At 71.4% G+C, this 17,534-nt stretch carries 16 protein-coding genes; 6 read left to right on the forward strand and 10 right to left on the reverse strand.

From position 1 onward, the window contains the following. Together ACGFNU_RS31630 and ACGFNU_RS31635 are read right to left on the reverse strand one after the other, a co-directional pair. Positions 1-1,158, reverse strand: coding sequence for a serine hydrolase domain-containing protein (locus ACGFNU_RS31630; protein ID WP_392599515.1), 1,158 nt, complete (start codon positions 1,156-1,158; stop codon positions 1-3). Positions 1,159-1,256: 98 nt separating this feature from the next. After that, positions 1,257-1,700 (reverse strand): MarR family winged helix-turn-helix transcriptional regulator, encoded by a 444-nt coding sequence (locus ACGFNU_RS31635; protein ID WP_392599517.1) that lies wholly within the window; start codon positions 1,698-1,700, stop codon positions 1,257-1,259. A 69-nt stretch (positions 1,701-1,769) separates the two neighbouring features. Between ACGFNU_RS31635 and ACGFNU_RS31640 the strand changes: the two genes are divergently transcribed. The 3 genes from ACGFNU_RS31640 (at position 1,770) to ACGFNU_RS31650 (ending at position 4,375) form a co-directional block, all read left to right on the forward strand. After that, the gene (locus ACGFNU_RS31640; protein ID WP_392599519.1) at positions 1,770-2,357 is read left to right on the forward strand and encodes a TIGR03086 family metal-binding protein; all 588 of its coding nucleotides are present in this window, start codon (positions 1,770-1,772) and stop codon (positions 2,355-2,357) included. 122 nt (positions 2,358-2,479) lie between these two features. Continuing rightward, positions 2,480-4,126, forward strand: a complete 1,647-nt coding sequence (locus tag ACGFNU_RS31645) for a carboxylesterase/lipase family protein (protein WP_392599521.1) — start codon at positions 2,480-2,482, stop codon at positions 4,124-4,126. Positions 4,127-4,243: 117 nt separating this feature from the next. Further along, positions 4,244-4,375 carry a hypothetical protein gene (locus tag ACGFNU_RS31650; protein WP_392599522.1) on the forward strand — a complete coding sequence of 44 codons (132 nt, stop codon included), beginning with the start codon at positions 4,244-4,246 and terminating at the stop codon, positions 4,373-4,375. 14 nt (positions 4,376-4,389) lie between these two features. On the opposite strand, the gene ACGFNU_RS31655 is transcribed toward ACGFNU_RS31650, so the two are convergent. The 6 genes from ACGFNU_RS31655 to ACGFNU_RS31680 all read right to left on the reverse strand — a co-directional run bounded on the left by ACGFNU_RS31655 (position 4,390) and on the right by ACGFNU_RS31680 (position 10,581). Next, positions 4,390-4,641, reverse strand: a complete 252-nt coding sequence (locus tag ACGFNU_RS31655) for a hypothetical protein (RefSeq protein ID WP_392599524.1) — start codon at positions 4,639-4,641, stop codon at positions 4,390-4,392. Positions 4,642-4,681: 40 nt separating this feature from the next. Next, a complete protein-coding gene (locus tag ACGFNU_RS31660) occupies positions 4,682-5,569 on the reverse strand; it encodes a serine/threonine-protein kinase (protein ID WP_392599525.1) in 888 nt (295 codons plus the stop codon). A gap of 14 nt (positions 5,570-5,583) precedes the next feature. Next, a complete protein-coding gene (locus ACGFNU_RS31665) occupies positions 5,584-6,627 on the reverse strand; it encodes a family 2 encapsulin nanocompartment cargo protein polyprenyl transferase (RefSeq protein ID WP_392599527.1) in 1,044 nt (347 codons plus the stop codon). Further along, entirely contained in the window at positions 6,624-8,030 is a 1,407-nt protein-coding gene (locus tag ACGFNU_RS31670) for a family 2B encapsulin nanocompartment shell protein (RefSeq protein ID WP_392599528.1), read from the reverse strand. The genes ACGFNU_RS31665 and ACGFNU_RS31670 overlap by 4 nt, the downstream gene beginning before the upstream one ends. Further along, positions 8,023-9,411 carry a family 2B encapsulin nanocompartment shell protein gene (locus ACGFNU_RS31675; RefSeq protein WP_392599530.1) on the reverse strand — a complete coding sequence of 463 codons (1,389 nt, stop codon included), beginning with the start codon at positions 9,409-9,411 and terminating at the stop codon, positions 8,023-8,025. Before ACGFNU_RS31675 ends, ACGFNU_RS31670 begins: the two co-directional genes overlap by 8 nt. A gap of 363 nt (positions 9,412-9,774) precedes the next feature. Further along, positions 9,775-10,581, reverse strand: coding sequence for a hypothetical protein (locus ACGFNU_RS31680; protein WP_392599532.1), 807 nt, complete (start codon positions 10,579-10,581; stop codon positions 9,775-9,777). 297 nt (positions 10,582-10,878) lie between these two features. On the opposite strand from ACGFNU_RS31680, the gene lpdA reads away from it, so the two are divergent. Further along, entirely contained in the window at positions 10,879-12,285 is a 1,407-nt protein-coding gene (lpdA, locus tag ACGFNU_RS31685) for a dihydrolipoyl dehydrogenase (protein WP_392599751.1), read from the forward strand. 259 nt (positions 12,286-12,544) lie between these two features. Next, a complete protein-coding gene (ddaH, locus tag ACGFNU_RS31690) occupies positions 12,545-13,390 on the forward strand; it encodes a dimethylargininase (RefSeq protein ID WP_392599752.1) in 846 nt (281 codons plus the stop codon). 1 nt (position 13,391) lies between these two features. Here ddaH and ACGFNU_RS31695 read toward each other — a convergent pair whose 3' ends face one another. Continuing rightward, positions 13,392-14,732, reverse strand: coding sequence for a nitrate/nitrite transporter (locus ACGFNU_RS31695; protein ID WP_392599534.1), 1,341 nt, complete (start codon positions 14,730-14,732; stop codon positions 13,392-13,394). A 70-nt stretch (positions 14,733-14,802) separates the two neighbouring features. Here ACGFNU_RS31695 and ACGFNU_RS31700 point away from each other — a divergent pair, with 70 nt between their 5' ends. Continuing rightward, positions 14,803-15,825 (forward strand): hypothetical protein, encoded by a 1,023-nt coding sequence (locus ACGFNU_RS31700; protein ID WP_392599536.1) that lies wholly within the window; start codon positions 14,803-14,805, stop codon positions 15,823-15,825. Here ACGFNU_RS31700 and ACGFNU_RS31705 read toward each other — a convergent pair. Further along, positions 15,812-17,326 carry a wax ester/triacylglycerol synthase family O-acyltransferase gene (locus tag ACGFNU_RS31705; protein ID WP_392599538.1) on the reverse strand — a complete coding sequence of 505 codons (1,515 nt, stop codon included), beginning with the start codon at positions 17,324-17,326 and terminating at the stop codon, positions 15,812-15,814. The genes ACGFNU_RS31700 and ACGFNU_RS31705 overlap by 14 nt on opposite strands. Positions 17,327-17,534 lie beyond the last annotated feature (208 nt).

Here is a 17,534-nt window from a genome sequence, read left to right on the forward strand (position 1 = left end):
CTAATCGGCGATGGCGGCGTAGGCGGTGGTCCAGAAGTCCTGCTGGAGCGGGACGGCGGCGGGGAACCCGAGTCGCTGGGTCATGAGGATGGCGGACATGTCCTCGGCCGGGTCGGCGCTCCAGGAGGTCCCGTAGCCGCCGTCCCAGCCGTACCGGCCCGGCACCGCGGAGATGCCGTCGCGCTTGGTGACGACGGAGACGCCGAAACCCCAGCCGCGGGTGTCCCAGAGCCCGGCGAAGTCGGACACCGCCTTCTGCGCGGGAGTCAGCTGGTCGGTCGTCATGGCCTCGACCGAGAGCCGCGACAGGATGCGCTCGCCCTTGTTGAGCAACATCTGCGAGAACGCCAGGTAGTCGGCGGCGGTCGAGACCAGCCCGGCGGCCCCGTCGGGGAAGACCGGCGGGGCCAGCCACTGGCCGCCGTCGTCGTGCGGGACGAGCCCCTCCTCGTACGGAGCGGCGAAGCGGCCGGCCTTGTCCGCCGGTACGTGGAAACCGGTGTCCTTCATGCCGAGGGGCTCGAAGACGCGTTCACGAAGGAACGTCTCCAGCGGCTGACCGGAGGCGCGGGCGATGAGGACGCCCAGGACGTGCGAGCCGGTGTTGTAGATCCAGCGCTCGCCCGGCTGGGCCATGAGCGGGAGCGTGCCGAGGCGGCGCAGCCACTCGTCCGGCGTGTGCGGGATCGCCGGAACGGGCGGGCCGACGTTGAGCCGCAGCTCGGCCGCCGCCCGCGAGATCGGGTCCGTGCCGGGGCCGAGGAGCAGGCCGAACCCCATCCGGAACGTGAGCAGGTCCCGCACGGTGATCGGGCGATGCGCCGGGACGGTGTCGTCGAGCGGGCCGTCGACGGTCCGGAGCACCCGCCGGCCGGCCAGTTCGGGGAGCAGCCGGTCGACCGGCTCGTCGAGCCGGACCAGGCACTCCTCCGCCAGGATCAACGTGGCGACCGCGGTCACCGGCTTGGTCATCGACGTGATGCGGAAGATCGCGTCGGCGCGCATGGGGGCGCCGCCGACCGCCTGCGCGCCGATCGGATCCACGTGCGCCTCGCCATGGCGGCACACCACCGAGACCAGGCCCGGCGCCGCGCCGCGTTCCACATGGCCCGCGAGCACGTCGTGCATGCGGTCGAGCCCCGCCTTGGAGAATCCCACGCCCTGCCTCCTCATATCGGTCATCGCAACGTACAGACCCCGAAGACGAAAACTCACCGGCCTGGCTCGGCATGGCCTCGGCGGCAGGACGCTCCGGTTCACGGCTCGCGGAGGATCTCGTCGCGCGGGATGGTGTGAAGGGTCTGCAAGGCCCGCAGGAACGCGTGGCGGTCGTCCTCGGGCAGGCGGTCGAGCAGCCGGTTCTCGCGTTCCTGGATCCCCGTCCGGATCGCGTTCCGCACCTGCCGTCCCTCCGGCGTGAGGGAGAGCAGGTGGGCGCGCCGGTCGGCCGGGTCGGGCTCGCGGCGGATCAGCCCGCGCGCCTGCAGGGCGTCCAGGTCGCCGATGATGCGGGTCTTGTCGGCGCCGATGGCCTGGGCGAGCGCGCTCTGGTTGCGGACGGGTCGTTCGTCCAAGGCGTTCAGCACCACGTAGGCCCACATCGACACGTCATGGGCCTTCAGCACCGGCTCTTCGATCGCCATCAGGGTGCGCCCGAGCGGGACCAGCATCGCCGCCAGATCAGGTCGTTCGTCGTTCACGGGCCTCAAGATACGCCCGGATCAATAATAAGCTTGTGCATATGATGTGCAGGCGCTTACTGTTTGAGCATGACCGACATCCGTGATCTCGACCGGCAGGCCGTCCAGACCAGCGTGGAGATCGTCTCCACGCTCACCACCGCCGACCTCGGCCGTCCCACCCCCTGCGAGGGGTGGACGGTGAGCGATCTCCTCGCGCACATGACCGTCCAGCACCACGGCTTCGCGGCCGCCGCCCGCGGGAAGGGCGGCGATCTCGCCGTCTGGGCCGTCCGGCCGCTCGCCGCCGACCCGGTGCGGGCCTACGATGACGCCGCGGAAGACGTCATCGCCGCCTTCGCCGAGCCGGGCGCGCTCGAAGGGAAGTTCACCCTCGCCGAGTTCGACGGCAACACGTTCCCCGCTCCGATGGCGATGAGCTTCCATTTCATCGACTACGTCGTCCACGGCTGGGACATGGCCCGGGCGCTCGGCCTGCCCTACGAACTCGCCGGCGACCTGGCCGAGCACGCCCTCAAGGTCGCCCTCTCGGTCCCGGACGACGAGCAGTTCCGCCAGCCCGGCGCCGCTTTCAAGCCCGCCCTTCCCGCCATCGAGGAGAGTCCGCTCGACCGCATCCTCACGCACCTCGGCCGGTCCCCCTCCTGGTCCGCCTGAGCCCCGGGCCCCCGCCAGGAAGTAGAGGAAAGTCCACTCGCACCCTGGAGACAGGACCAGTGAGCCCTGGGCCGCGCGCCGAGATCGTTGGAGGCAAGCCACTCCAACGAAAAGAGAGCGTCATGGGCAACAGCAGGAGCAGTCGGCGGGCACTGGGTGCGGCGCTCGCCGTGACCGCCGGAGCGGGACTGATCGCGGCCGGGCTGGCCGGGCCCGCCTCGGCGAGCGCCGAGGCGGCGGGTGGCTCGCTCGTCGTGACCGACAAGGGCGCGGTGCGCGGCAAGGTGACCGAAGGCGTCCGGGAGTTCCAGGGGATCCCTTACGCCGCGCCGCCGGTGGGTGAGTACAGATGGGGCTCGCCGCGTCCGGCCCAGGCGTGGAACGGCGTCCGGGACGCGACGCGACCCGGCGCCTCGTGCGCGCAGAACGAGGGGATCTTCGGCGAGAAGCGCAGCATCAGCGAGGACTGCCTGTTCGTCAACGTCACCAGCCCGCGGCGGGCCGCGAAACTTCCGGTCATGGTGTGGATCCACGGCAGCGGATTCCGGAACGGCTCCGGTGCGCTCTACCGGCCGTACGACCTGGTGAGGCGCGGCGACGTGGTCGTCGTGACGGTCAACTACCGGCTCGGGCTGTTCGGCTTCCTCGGCCATCCGGCGCTCGACGGGGGAACGGCGACGAAGCGGTCGGGCAACTTCGGGCTGGAGGACCAGCAGGCCGCGCTCCGCTGGGTGCAGCGCAACGCCACCGCGTTCGGCGGCGATCCCCGGAACGTCACCGTCTTCGGCGAGTCGGCGGGCGGCGTCAGCGCCTGCTCCCAGCTGACCTCGCCGGCGGCCGCCGGGCTCTTCCAGCGGGCGATCGTCCAGAGCGGGCCGTGCACGGTCATGAACTGGCCCGAGTGGGACGGCTCGGTCAGCCAGGCCGGTCACTGGTTGCCACGGCCACGCGCGGCCGCGGAGAAGCAGGGGTTGTCGGTGGCCGCCGACCTCGGCTGCGCCGACCCGGCCACCGCGGCGACGTGCCTGCGCGATCTTCCGGCCGAGAAGCTTCTGACGAAGTCGGACTACGGATTCTCACCGGTGTACGGGGGCGGCGGCGTCCTCCCGCTGTCGCCGGCGAAGGCGATGGCCACCGGACGGTTCAACAAGGTCCCGGTGATGCACGGCATGACGCGCCACGAGTACCGGACGTTCGAGGCCGCACAGCAGATCTACGGGGTGCCCCCGATGAAGGACGAGGCCGAGTACGCCCAGCGGGTCGTCGCGTACGTCGGCGAGGACAAGGCGCCGAAGGTGCTGGCCCGCTACCCGGCCGCGAACTACGGCTCGCTGAGCGAGGCCTGGTCCGCGGTCGTCACCGACGCCAACTTCGCGCGTTCGGTGGGCGATGTCAGCCGCACGCTCGCCGGGCAGGTGCCCACGTACGCCTACGAGTTCGCCGACGGCAAGGCCCCCTGGGTGGCGGGCGCACCCGAGCCGACCTTCCCCGTCGGGGCCTTCCACGCCGCCGAGTTGCAGTACCAGTTCGACACCGACTACTTCGCCGGGCGGCGGCTCTCTCCCCCGCAGGAGCGACTCGCCGGCCAGATGACCCGCTACTGGACGCGCTTCGCCCGGACGGGCGACCCGAACGGCCCCGGCTCGCCGCGCTGGCGTCCGACCAGCGGCGACACCGCGCAGAGCCTGGCGCCCGGCACGGGCGGCGTGCGGCCGATGAACTTCTCGGCCGACCACGGCTACGAGTTCTGGCAGTCGCTCTACCGCTGAGGAGGTACGGCCCGGCGCGGGGACTGCTCCGAAAGACCGAGGCCGAATGCCGCCCCCGGACCGATGTACGACGGTCCGGGGGCGGTCATCGTTGGGGTACGCGAAAAGGAGAACGCCATGAAGAGCCAGAGCCAAGGTCAGAGCCGGAGCCAGGGCCGCGTTCAGATCCGCCGGCGCCCCGGCACCCGCCGCTACCGCCATGACGCGCTCGACACGCGAACACCCTCAGGGCGCACGCTCCCCTATTGACGCCGGCCCGCGCGTCACGGCCAGCGATAGCCGGGACCCTCGGTGGGCACGTGGTAGGGCAGGTAGCACATGGTGGTCACATGCTCGTCCTTGCAGGCCAGGCACAGATACGTGCGATGACCCCACAGCCCCCTGCCCCGCTCGGCGCACGGCGGGCACACGCACGGGGACCAGCCGACGATGACGCGCCCGGGCTCCAGCCGATGCCCGTGCGGACACAGGAACGGCACATGATCGCGAGCCTGGCCCGCCCGTTCGGTCTGCACGATCCACCACTTTACTCGAACAAATGATCGATAAAAATGGTCATGCGCCTTCCGTGACGGCCGTGCCGCCCGTGCCGCCCGCCGGGCTGACCAGCCGGTCGAGCACCTGCCGCGCGGTCGGGCGGAGCGCCGGATTCTTGGCGAGGCAGGCGGCGAGCAGGTCGCGCAACGGCTCCTCGACGCCGCCGAGATCCGGCTCGTGGTGGGCGATCCGGTCGAGCACGACCGGAACGGACTCGTAGCCGAACGGGGGCAGCCCGGTCGCGGAGAACACCATCGTCGACGCCCAGGCGAACACGTCGACCGGCGGGCCGAGCTCGCCGGGTTCGAGCTGTTCGGGCGCCATGTAGGCGGGCGTGCCCACGATCCGGCCGGTGACGGCCTGCGCCTCGCCGAGGGCACGCGCGATACCGAAGTCGATCACTCTCGGGCCGTCGGTGCCGAGCAGCACGTTCTGCGGCTTGAGGTCGCAGTGCACCACCCCGGCGTCGTGCAGCGCGACCAGCGCCGTCGCGGTGGCGATCGCGAGCCGGTCGAGGGCGCTGCCCGACCGCGGCCCCTCGCGGGCGACGACCCGGGAGAGCGGCGGCCCGTCGACGTACTCGCTCACGATGAAGCGCCGGTCGCCCAGCGTCCCCCAGTCGAGGACCTGGGCGGTGCAGAAGCGGGCGACCTGCCTGACCACCTCGAGCTCCTGACCGAACGTGTCGAGCCCGCCGAGATCGTTCTCGGCCGGGACATGGAAGAGCTTCACCGCGACGTGCTCGCCGGTGACCTCCGAACGGCCGAGAAAGACCACGCCCTGCCCGCCCTCGCCGAGCCGGCCGAGCAGCCGGTGGGCGCCCAGCCGCCGGGGATCGCCCGGCTGGAGCGGGAGGGCGGCCGGCGCGGGATCTCCTGGACCGGCGGAGGCGGGGGTACCCAGCACGAGAACGATCCGGGTCAGTGGTCGCGGCGGGTCACCAGGCGGGCGAGGGCACGGAGCTCGGCGCCGGCCTGGAGGACGGGGACGGCCGCGTCCAGCTCGGTGAGGGCCCCGGCGAGAACCTCCTCGGCCCGGCGGACCGTCCAGGAACGGCCGCCCGCGACCTCGATGAGGCCCGCCGCCAGGGCCGCCTCGTCCTCGGACAGAGGGCGGCTCCGGTGATAGAGCATGGCCAGCTCGGCCCCGGCGGGCGTGCCGGAGGTCAGCGCGGCGACGACGGGCAGGGACTTCTTGCGGTTGAAGAGGTCGGAGTGGACGGGCTTGCCGGTGACGGCCGGGTCGCCCCAGATGCCGAGGAGGTCGTCGACGAGCTGGAAGGCCAGCCCGAGACGCTCGCCGAAGCGCCGCAGCCGGTCGACCTGGTCGGGGGTGCCCGCGCCGTAGGTGGCGCCCAGCGCGCAGGCCGCGCCCAGGAGGGCGGCGGTCTTGCGCTGGGCCATGTCGACGCATTCGGGGAGGACGACGTCACTGCGGCGCTCGAACTCCATGTCGAGGCTCTGGCCCTCCACGACCTGCACGACGGCGCGCGAGAGGTCGGCGATGGCGAGCAGCGCGGCGGGATGGGCGTCGGCGGCGAGGATCTCGAACGCGAACGCCAGCAGGGCGTCGCCCGCCAGGATCGCGGAGTTGGCACCGAAGACGCGCCAGGCGGTCGCGCGGTGCCGGCGGGTGTGGTCGCCGTCCATCACGTCGTCGTGCAGGAGCGAGAAGTTGTGCGCGAGCTCCACCGCGAGGGCCGCCGGCATCGCGGTGGCGGCGGCGCCGCCGACCGCCTCGGCCGCGAGGAGCGTCAGCGCCGGGCGGATGGTCTTGCCGCCGCCCGACCGGGTCGGCCTGCCCTCCTCGTCCTCCCAGCCGAAGTGGTAGGCGGCGATGCGCCGCATCGCGGCGGGCAGCTCGGCGGTCGCGTCGCGGAGCGCCGGCTCGATCAGGCAGCGGCTCCAGGCCAGCACCTCCGGCGCGGTGCGGGCGGACACGGTCTGCTCCTGTGCGGCGGTCATCGTCGTCCGATCTCCACATTCTCGAGGATGCCGAGGGCGTCCGGAACCAGTACTGCTGCGGAGTAGTAGGCGCTGACGAGGTACGACATGATCGCCTTCTCGTCGATCCCGGTGAACCGGACCGACAGGCTCGGCCGGACCTCGTCGGGGATCCCCGTGCGATGCAGGCCGATGACACCGCTGTCCTGCTCGCCGGTGCGCATCGCCAGGATCGACGTGGTGCCGGTGCGGCTGATCGGCACCTTGTCGCTCGGCAGGAACGGCACGCCGCGCCAGGCGTGCACGCGCCGCCCGTCCAGCTCGGCCGTGGCCGGGTAGAGCCCGCGCCGGGTGCACTCGCGGCCGAACGCGGCGATGGTGCGCGGATGGGCGAGGAAGAACCTCGTGCCGCGGCGCCGGCAGAGCAGGTCGTCCATGTCGTCGGGGGTCGGCGGGCCGCCGAGCGTCTGGACGCGGTGTTTGAGGTCGGCGTTGTGGAGGAGACCGAACTCGCGGTTGGTGAGGAGCTCCTCCTCCTGCCGCTCGCGCACCGCCTCGATGGTCAGCCGGAGCTGCTGCTCCAGCTGGTTCATCGGGCCGTTGTAGATGTCGGCGACGCGGGTGTGGACGCGCAGGAGGGTCTGCGTGACGCTGAGCTCGTACTCCCGTGGCGCGGCCTCGTAGTCGACGAACGTGCCCGGGAGCTCCGTTTCGCCCTCGTGCCCGGCCGCCAGCTCGATCGCCGCCTCGCCCTGCCGGTTGCTCGGCTGGACGGGAGCCGACCGGACCGCCTCCAGGTGCGCGCTCAGCGTCTCGATGCGGTCGGTGAGCTCGCCGACCGCCTCGCGCGGCAGTACCAGCACCGTGCACGGGGTGAGCGCCTTGAGGCCGAACTCCCAGGCCGGCGGGTCGTCGCCGGCCGGATCGGCCAGCACCTGGGCGCCGACGAACTCGCCGCCGGCCAGCACCGCGAGCTGGGTGTCGTCGCCGTACTCCCCCCGCCCCAGCTTGGCGGCCTTGCCATGGGCGATCAGGACGACCTCGTCCGCGGGCCCCCCGGCCCGCACGAGCAGCTCGCCCGGCTCGTACTCGCGCTGGACGAAGCGATCGGCCAGCGCCGCCAGCGCCGCGTCGTCGTCGAGGCCGCGCAGCGGCGGCAGCTCCCTCAGCTCCTGCGGCACCACCCGCACGTCGACGCCGGTCGCCATGAACGTCATGCGCCCGTCGCCGAGCTGGTAGGTCAGCCGCCGGTTGACCCGGTAGGCGCCCTTCGCCTGCACCCAGGGAAGCATCCGCAGCAGCCAGCGCGGCGAGATCGCCTGCATCTGCGGGACGGACTTGGTGGTGGTCGCGAGGTTGCGCGCCGCCGCCGTGCCGAGGCTCAGCGGCCGCGCGGAACCCTGCGTGCGGCCGGCCTCAGGCACGGTCGCCGCCGCGGGCGATCTCGACGCTGTCGAGGACGGCGAGCGCGTCCGGGACGAGGACGGCCACGGAGTAGTAGGCGCTGACCAGGTACGAGATGAGCGCCTTCTCGTCGACGCCCATGAACCGCACCGACAGGCTCGGCTGGAACTCGTCCGGGATGCCCGTCTGGTGCAGGCCGATCACGCCCTGCGCGGACTCGCCGGTGCGCATCAGCAGAATCGAGCTGGTGCGGGTCGAGCTGATCGGGATCTTGTTGCACGGGTAGATGGGGATGCCGCGCCAGGCGGGCAGCCGATGCCCCTGGACCTCGACCGAGTCGGGGTAGACACCGCGACTGTTGCACTCGCGACCGAACGCGGCGATCGTCCGCGGGTGGGCGAGGAAGAACGACGGGTCCTTCCAGACCTTGCACAGCAGTTCGTCCATGTCGTCCGGGGTCGGCGGGCCGGTGCGGGTGTAGATGCGCTGGGACAGATCGGCGTTGTGCAGCAGCCCGAAGTCGCGGTTGTTGACGAGCTCGCTCTCCTGGCGCTCGCGCAGCGCCTCGATGGTCAGCCGGAGCTGCTGCTCGACCTGGTCCATCGGCTCGTTGTAGATGTCGGCGACGCGGGTGTGGACGCGCAGGACGGTCTGCGCCACGCTGAGCTCGTACTCGCGCGGCGCGGGCTCGTAGTCGACGAACGTGCCCGGCAGGTCGGGCTCGCCCGTGTGCCCGGCCGCGACCTCGATGGCGGCCTCACCCTCCGGATTCTGGGGGCCCTCAGGGCGGCTGCGGAACTCCTCCAGGTGGGCCCGCAATTCGTCGGAACGGTCGACCACCTCACGGAATTGCGCCGTGAGCATCACGAGCAACGTGCAGGACGTCATCGTGCGAAGCGAACAAGGCCATTCGCGGCTCGATTCGGCCAATGCCTCGTGGCCGAAGAAGGAGCCGTCGGCGAGCACTCCCAGCTCGTTCTCGTCGCCGTACTCGCCCGTCCCGACCCCGCCCAGCTTGCCGTGCGCGATCAGGTAGACACGGTCCATGGGCGCGCCCGCCTCGACGATCGTCTCGCCGGGGCCGTACTCGCGCTGCTCGAACCGGTCGGCGAGCGCCGTCAGCACGTCCTCGTCGCCGAAGCCGCGCAGTGGGGGCAGCTCGCACAGCTCATGCGGGATGACCTGGATGTCGGCGCCGGTGTTGACGAACGTGACGACCCCGTCGCCGGCCGTGTAGGTCAGCCGCCGGTTGACGCGGTAGGCGCCGCCGGCCGCCTGCACCCAGGGCAGGATCTTGAGCAGCCATCTCGAGGAGATGCCCTGCATCTGGGGAACGGACTTGGTCGTCGTCGCGAGATTGCGCGCCGCCGACGTGCTGAGACTCAGTTGCTGGTCCGTCACGATCCACACACCACCGATCGGTATCTTCGTACTGCCCCGAGAAGGCCGAGCTCAGGAAAGGCGAATTAAAGGGAGCCACCTGAAGGGCGCCGGAGTTTCCGGGCCGAACGCCCCTTTCATCGCTTCACCCTCACTCCCCGTGACGTTACATAGCGTAGTCAGTTGATCGCAATATGACAGTAGCCTTACCTTCCCATTACCCTGTGTAACCCTCTTGGTGCATCGAGCGTCCGCGTGCGGGTGCCCTAGGCTGGTCGGTCGCCCGCGCAGGCGAACCCGCACAGCGAAAACGCCCACCTCAAGATCTGAGGCAGGCGTCGCTGTGCCGGTGCGCTACAGGCCGGCCGGTTCCGGGACGGACGGTCAGGCGTGGGGGCCCTTGGGGTTGCCCGAGGCCCGGGCCTTGGGGCCGGCGGGCTTGCCGGCGCCGCTCTTGCCACCCGCGCTCTTGCCACCCGCGCGCTTGGCGCCGCCCGGCTTGTTCCCGCCGGGCTTGGCGCCGCCCGGCTTGTAGCCGACGGTCTTGTTGCCGCCGGTGCTCACGGTCTTGTTGCCGCCGGTCTCCAGGGACTTCCCGGACTTGGCCGCGCCGTCGCCGTCGTCCTTGCTCTCCGGCTGGAGGGCCTCAAGGAGGTCGTCGTCGAGCGGCTGAGTCCGGTTGGGGGACCGGGTCTCGTTCGCGGGCCGCCCGGCCGGGGGAGCCCCACCGGTCGAGGGAGCGCCGTCGTTCGCGGGCCGGGCGTCGTCGACCGGCTGGGTCCGGTGGCCGGGGCCGCCGGCCTCGTCGGGGATCCCCGGAAGCTGCGCCGTGCGCAGCGGGTCGTCCTCGGGCGGTTCCTCGGGGATGGCGACGAGCGCCTGGGTCACCTGCGACTCGCGAGTGATCACGCCGCTGCTGAGCACGGTGTTGCGGTGCCGCAGCGCCCCGTTCTCGCGCAGCAGGTCGTCGACCTCGGCCCGGACCCGGGCGATCCGCTTGACCATGCGCATGTGCACCGCGAACCCGCCGATCGCGAGCCCGATGATGAGGCCCGCCGCGGGCAGGCCGATGACCGGCGGTGCCAGCAGCGCGGCCGCCGCCGCGGCCACCAGGGTGACGACCACCGCGAGTGCGCCGAAGTGCTTCTCCGCCCAGTCGAGAGCCGCGTTGACGCGCTTGGGAATCCGCACTCGTCCCTCTCCTTGATCACCACGGCCCGGCCGGGCCGGCGGGGGTTTGGTCTCGATGTGGCGACTAACGACGCGGGGGGACCCAGATGTTCCCGGGGGCGCCGAGGTCTCCGTCACTCCGAGCGTCTGCCGCATCCCAGTGGTTACCGCCATGAAGGCGCTCAAACCATAACAGGCTGGATACAGACCCCCGGGAAGGGGACCGTTCCGTCACGCCCCGTGCCCGCCACCACCCGGTATCCGGCCGAGAGGCAGGGTGGAGATGCGAGCACGCCCCGCCGCCGAATATCGTCACTGATTATGAGCACTCACTTTGACACCGTGGTCCTGGGCTCCGGCCCTGGTGGATATGTCGCCGCGATCCGGGCGGCGCAGCTCGGGCTGAAGACGGCGATCATCGAGGAGAAGTACTGGGGCGGCGTGTGCCTCAACGTCGGCTGCATCCCCTCGAAGGCGCTGCTGCGGAACGCCGAGCTGGCGCACATCTTCACCACCGAGCAGGAGAAGTACGGGATCAAGGTCGAGGGGCAGGTCTCCTTCGACTACGGCAAGGCGTTCCAGCGCAGCCGTGAGGTGTCGGAGAAGCTCGTCAAGGGCGTGCAGTTCCTGATGAAGAAGAACAAGATCACGTCCTTCAACGGGCGTGGCACGTTCACCGATCCCAACACCCTGCAGGTGGCGAAGGAGGACGGCTCCGCCGAGACCGTCACGTTCGACTCCTGCATCATCGCCACCGGCGCGCACACCAAGCTGCTGCCGGGCACCTCCCTTTCCGAGCGGGTCGTGACGTACGAGGAGCAGATCCTCAGCGACCGGTTGCCGGCGAGCATCGTGATCGCGGGCGCCGGCGCGATCGGCGTCGAGTTCGCGTACGTGCTGCACAACTACGGCGTCAAGGTGACGATCGTCGAGTTCCTCGACCGGATGGTGCCGAACGAGGACGCCGACGTCTCCAAGGAGCTCGCCAAGCGTTACCGCAAGCTCGGCATCGACGTGCTGACCTCGACCCGGGTCGACGCCATCGACGACTCCGGCGACCAGGTCAAGGTGACCGTGACCGGCAAGGACGGCGCCCAGAAGGTGCTGGAGGCCGACAAGGTGCTCCAGGCGATCGGGTTCGCGCCGAACGTGGAGGGCTACGGCCTGGAGAAGACCGGCGTCCAGCTGACCGAGCGCGGCGCCATCGACGTGGACGGCTTCAGCCGGACCTCCGTCCCGCACATCTTCGCCATCGGCGACGTCACCGCCAAGCTGATGCTGGCGCACGCGGCCGAGGCGATGGGCATCATCGCCGCCGAGACCATCGCCGAGGCGGAGACGATGGAGATCGAGTTCGTCATGATCCCGCGCGCCACCTACTGCCAGCCGCAGATCGCCAGCTTCGGCTGGACCGAGGCGCAGGCCAAGGAGCAGGGCTTCGACGTCAAGGTCGCCAAGTTCCCCTACAGCGCCAACGGCAAGGCGCTGGGCATGGGCGAGGGCGACGGCTTCGTAAAGGTCATCAGCGACGCCAAGTACGGCGAGATCCTCGGCGCGCACCTGATCGGCCCCGAGGTCACCGAGCTGCTGCCCGAGCTGACGCTGGCCCAGCAGTGGGACCTGACCGTCCACGAGGTCGCGCGCAACGTGCACGCCCACCCGACGCTCGGCGAGGCCGTCAAGGAGGCCGTGCACGGCCTGGCGGGCCACATGATCAACCTCTGACTCCGGCCTCCGGAGACCGGCGCGGCCCCCGTCCTGACGGCAGGACGGGGGCCTTGCCGTCCGGTGCTCTGTTTCGGCCGGATGAACGCGCAACGATTCGCCGATCCGGGCCTCGGAGAAGCAACGAAACACCTGGTCAGCGCAAGCTCGGCGTATTGGATATGCGGGTCGCCGCTTCCTAGGCTTTCGATCACCGATCCGCCTTCTGGAAGCCTCATCAGGAGACCGCATGACCGTGTCCCCGGCCATGGAACCGACCATGGACCCGACCGCCACCGCCGTCCGGCAGCTCCCGGCGCGGGAGGCCCTGCGGCGCCGCTATCTCATGTGCCGCCCGGAGCACTTCGCCGTCGCGTACGCGATCAACCCGTGGATGGATCCCGCCGCGGGCGCCGACGCGGCCCGGGCGGTCGAGCAGTGGGAGGCGCTGCGGTCGGCGTACCTCGCGCTGGGGCACGAGGTCGAGCTGATCGACCCGCTTCCGGGGCTGCCCGACATGGTGTTCGCGGCCAACGGCGCGCTGGTGGTCGGCGGGCGCGTGTACGGGGCGCGCTTCACCCATGCCGAACGGGCGGCGGAGGGTCCGGCGTACGCGGCGTGGCTGCGCGCCAACGGCTTCCCCGAGGTGCTTGAGCCCGCCCACACCAACGAGGGCGAGGGCGACTTCCTCACGCTCGACCACGTGATCCTGGCCGGGACGGGGTTCCGTACGGATCTGGCCGCCCACCAGGAGGCCCAGGAGTATCTCGGCCGCCCGGTGGTGACGCTGCGCCTGGTCGACCCGCGCTTCTACCACCTCGACACGGCTCTGTTCCCGCTCGGCGGGGACAACGTCGCGTACTACCCCGGGGCCTTCTCTCCCGGCAGCCGCGCGGTGCTGGAGCGTCTCTTCCCGGACGCGATCATCGCGGACGAGGAGGACGCCGCCGTGCTCGGGCTGAACGCGGTCAGCGACGGCCTCAACGTCGTCGTCAACGCCGAGGCGGCAGGGCTGATCAAGCTCCTGGACGAGCGCGGTCACCGTCCCGTCCCGGTGGACCTGAGCGAGCTCCGCAAGGCGGGCGGCGGGCCCAAGTGCTGCACCCTGGAGCTCCGCACGACCTGACCTATCGCCGGGCGGGGGCTTCCTGCCCGGCGACTCCCCGCCCGGCGGCCAGGCGGCGCCGGGCGAGGGTCCGGGTGCGCAGGACACCGACCACCCCGAGCAGCCAGAGCGGGATCTGCACGGCCCACGCCACCCGGAACGCCTCCGGCGTGAACTCCTCGCCCGGCGACATCACGTCCAGCACGATCCCGATCAGCAGGATCGTGACCAGGGTGGCGACGAAGCCGCCGACGTTGACGATTCCGGTCGCGGTGCCCTGGCGGCCGGGCGGATTGAACGTGCGGGCGAAGTCGAACCCGATCATCGAGCCGGGCCCGCCCGGCGCCACGCAGAGCACGAGCACCACCAGGAGCCACCCGGGCGCGGGCGGCGGCCAGGCCAGGGCCGCCGCCCAGCCCGCCATGGCGAGCGCGGCGATCCCGAGCACCAGCCAGGATCGCCGGAGCGGATAGCGGCCCACCAGGCGGCCGATGAACGGCGCGGACACCATCGAGGCGAGCACGAGCACCGTCATGAGGACGCTCGCCCGCGCGGGCGACATCCCCTGCCCTCGGACCAAATAGGGGAAACCCCACATCAGCGCGAACGTGTTGGCGCTGAACTGGGTGAGGAAGTGGCTCCAGAGCCCGAGCCTCGTCCCGGGATGCCGCCAGGCCGCCGCGACCTGGCGGCCGACCTCCGCGAACGACGGCGCCTCGGCACGCTCGACCCCGGGCCGCCCGTCCCGCAGCACGATCAGCGCGAGCACGCCGACGAACACGCCCAGCGCCGCCGCCGAGCCGAACGCCGCGCCCCACCCGGGACCGTGCAGCAGCGCCACCAGCGGGATCGCGCTGAGCACCTGGCCGAGCTGCCCCAGGAGCCCTGTCAGCTGCGTGAACACCGGGATCCGCCGTGCCGGGAACCACAGCGTCACCAGGCTCAGCACGCTGATGAACGTCATCGCGTCCCCGGCCCCGACCAGCACCCGGGCCGCGACGGCCGTGCCCACGTCGGGCGCGACGGCCAGCAGCCCCTGCCCGGCCGCCATGATCAGCGCTCCCCCGGCCACCATGCGGCGCGGGCCGAGCCGGTCCAGCAGCAGCCCGACCGGCACCTGGAGCCCGGCGTAGACGACCAGTTGCAGCACGGTGAACGAGGCGAGCATCCCGGCGGAGGTACCGAACCGGTCCGCCGCCTCCAGCCCCGCGACCCCGAACGACGTCCGGTGGAGGACGGCGGCGATGTACGCGGCGCCGCCGACCGCCCACAACACCCAGGCCAGCGCGGGCGTCTTCGTCTTCTCGTCAGGGGCGGTCTTCTCGTCGGGGGCGGGGGTCACCGTGAGCTGGTCGGTATGCACGGTTCATCACGATAAGTGAGGTTGATGACCGCCTTGCGTCCGGCTCAGGGCCGGTTCTTAGGGTGGGTGTATGTGGGCGGACGTACGGAAGAGGTTGAACGCGAGCCGGGCTGACCTGGGGGTGGTCGCCGATGGGCTCTATCCGGGCGCGACGCGGGCCGGGTCGACGGCCCTGCTGACGCGACCGGAGTGGATCGTGACGAATCCCATACCGCTGGAGGCCGTGCGGCTGGAGTGGGAACCCGAGCCGGAGCCGCCCGCCGTGGCGGACCCGCCGGAGGGACTGCCCGCCGGGTTCCGCACCTACGCCGAGGCGATGGCGGCGCTGGCACCTCCGGCCGTCTTCGAGAACCGTCGCGCCTACCGGCTCCTCGATGCGAATCTGGACACGGGCCTCGGCGCGACCGTGCTGAGGCTTGGCCCCGCCTACTACTTCGACGCCGTGAACGTCGGGGAGTCTGCGGCACACGAACTCGCGGCACACGAACTGGCCGAAGAGGCCGCCGGGCTGCCGCTTCGGACCCGCCTCGGGGATCCGTGCGATCTCGCGCGCCGCGCGGCACTGCCCGCGATCACGACGGTGACGGTCCGGGCCGGTGATCCCGCCTCCTACGTCCTGCACTGGCGGGATCCGGAGAAGGTGGCGCACGCGGGCGGGCTCTACCAGGTCATGCCGGTCGGGGTGTTCCAGCCGCTCGGGGACGACGTGGACGACCTCGATCTCTGGGGCTCCATGAAGCGGGAGTACAGCGAGGAGTTCCTTGGCAACGACGAGGTGCTCGACCGGCACGAGCCGCGCTTCGCCTCGTTCGCCAGGGACTTCGACGCGGCCCGAGGGGCGGGCGAGGTGCGTCCCTACGTCCTCGGGCTCGGCGTGGACCCGCTGACGTTCGCCCTCGATCTGCTCACGGCGGTGGTCATCGAGCCGGGCACGTTCGACCGGCTCTTCGCCGGCCTGGTCCAGGAGAACGACGAGGGCAAGGTGGCCATGGCCCCGTTCGACGGGACCGTGCCGCAGCCGATGCAGCCCGCCGGTGCCGCCGCGCTCGACCTCGCGCGGCGGCACCGGGGCTCCCTGCTCAGACGGACGTGAGCTCGGGCTCGGCGCAGGCGGAGGCCGAAGAAGAGGCGGCGAGCCGGGCGAGGTCCTTCAGCTCCGCCACGCCGTCATTGAGGTGGTCGATGATCTCGGACGGGTCCGGGACGAGGTCGCGGCAGGCGACGATGCCGACGCACACGCGGCCGTCGTACGAGAAGACGGTGATGTTGAGCCCGCCGCTCAGATCGGAGATCGCCGAGATCGGGTAGTAGCCGAGCACCTTCGCCCCGCAGATGTAGAGCGGGAACTGCGGGCCCGGCACGTTCGAGATGATCAGGTTGATCGGGCGCACGCTGACGGTGGGGACCGACTGCAGGGCCGGCAGGGCGTTCATCGCCAACCGCGTGAGGGTGCCCGCGACCGCGGCCGGGATGATGCCGCTCAGCTCCCGCAGCCAGCTGCCGGACGACGCCACGAACCGGCGCTTGACCACGTCCATGTCGGCGCGCACGGCGGCGTAGCGTTCGGCCGGGTCGGCGATGTGGACGGCCAGCGGGGCGGCCATCAGCGAGACCTGGTTGCCCGGGTCGCCCGCGTCGTCGCCCTTGCGGAGCGACACCGGCACCCCCACCGCGAGCGGGGCGCCGGGCAGCCCGCCCCGCTTGTCGAGCCACTGCCGCAGCGCGGTCGCGCACAGCGCCATGACCACGTCGTTGACGCTGCCGCCCAGCGCGCCTCGGATCTCCTTGATCTCCGCGAGCGGCACGTCGCCGTAGGCCACCGAACGGTGCCGTCCGATCGGCAGGTTGAACGGGGTGGGCGGCGCGCTCGTCCGCAGCGCCTTGGGCATGTCCTCCCGCCGCAGCGCCCCCTGCACGACCTGCGTCATGAGGCCGACTCCGGGGATCGCCGAGACGCCCGGGATCTCGTCGAGGTACGGGGCGGTCCGCGCCATCGACAGGGCGCTGCGGACCGGATGGAGAGCGGTTCTGAGCAGGCCCGTGCTCAGCATGCTCACGCGGCCCGGAGCGCGGGCGGGCTCCTGGTCGTCGGCGGGCAGGTCGCGCGGCTCGGGCGTCAGGTCGAGGAGGGCGGCGAGGGTCTCGGCTGCCATCACGCCGTCGATCGCGGCGTGGTGCACCTTGACGTAGACGGCCGTCCGCCCGCCCGACAGGCCCTGGACGATGACCAGCTCCCAGAGCGGGCGGTGCCGGTCCAGCGGCTGCTCGTGCAGGATGGCCACCGCGTCCGCCAGTTGCCGGTCGTCGCCCGGGGCGGGGAGCGCGATCTCGAAGATGTGCCGGCGCGGGTCGAAGTCCGGGTCGTCCTCCCAGTACGGACGGTCGAGGCCGAGCGGCACCTCCGCCAGCCGCTGGCGCAGCGGCCGTGCGGCGAGGTGCGAACGTTCCCTGATCAGCTCGACCATGGCCTCGACGGTCAGCCGCCCGCCGGGACACGTGCTCGCGTCCACGATCCCCAGTCCGGCGATGTGCACGTGCGTGGTGCTCGTCTCGGCGTAGAGGAAGTTGGCGTCCATCGCGGTCAGCTGTGTCATGCTGCTCCGTCCCACTTCGGTCTGCGTGCGCTGCCTCTCTCTTCAAGGGACTACGGAATACCGCGAAGTAGGTCAATGCGGGACGCAAGTAAGTAACTACGACTTAACAGGGCGTTTCACCGCCGTCATCAGCGCGGCCCGCTCCTGGAACGATGGAAGCTTTTAACTTCAACAGACCGCATGTGGTCAATAACCTTCCGCGATGCGG

It is taken from the genome of Spirillospora sp. NPDC048911 (genome assembly GCF_043198015.1).
GTDB lineage: Bacteria > Actinomycetota > Actinomycetes > Streptosporangiales > Streptosporangiaceae > Spirillospora.

Bases quoted from the DNA above. Each gene is read 5' to 3' on its own strand.
- ACGFNU_RS31640 (WP_392599519.1), top strand. From the start codon at position 1,770: ATGACCGACATCCGTGATCTCGACCGGCAGGCCGTCCAGACCAGCGTG.
- ACGFNU_RS31645 (WP_392599521.1), top strand. From the start codon at position 2,480: ATGGGCAACAGCAGGAGCAGTCGGCGGGCACTGGGTGCGGCGCTCGCC.
- ACGFNU_RS31650 (WP_392599522.1), top strand. From the start codon at position 4,244: ATGAAGAGCCAGAGCCAAGGTCAGAGCCGGAGCCAGGGCCGCGTTCAG.
- ACGFNU_RS31665 (WP_392599527.1), bottom strand. From the start codon at position 6,627: ATGACCGCCGCACAGGAGCAGACCGTGTCCGCCCGCACCGCGCCGGAG.
- ddaH (WP_392599752.1), top strand. From the start codon at position 12,545: ATGGACCCGACCGCCACCGCCGTCCGGCAGCTCCCGGCGCGGGAGGCC.
- ACGFNU_RS31700 (WP_392599536.1), top strand. From the start codon at position 14,803: ATGTGGGCGGACGTACGGAAGAGGTTGAACGCGAGCCGGGCTGACCTG.
- ACGFNU_RS31705 (WP_392599538.1), bottom strand. From the start codon at position 17,326: ATGACACAGCTGACCGCGATGGACGCCAACTTCCTCTACGCCGAGACG.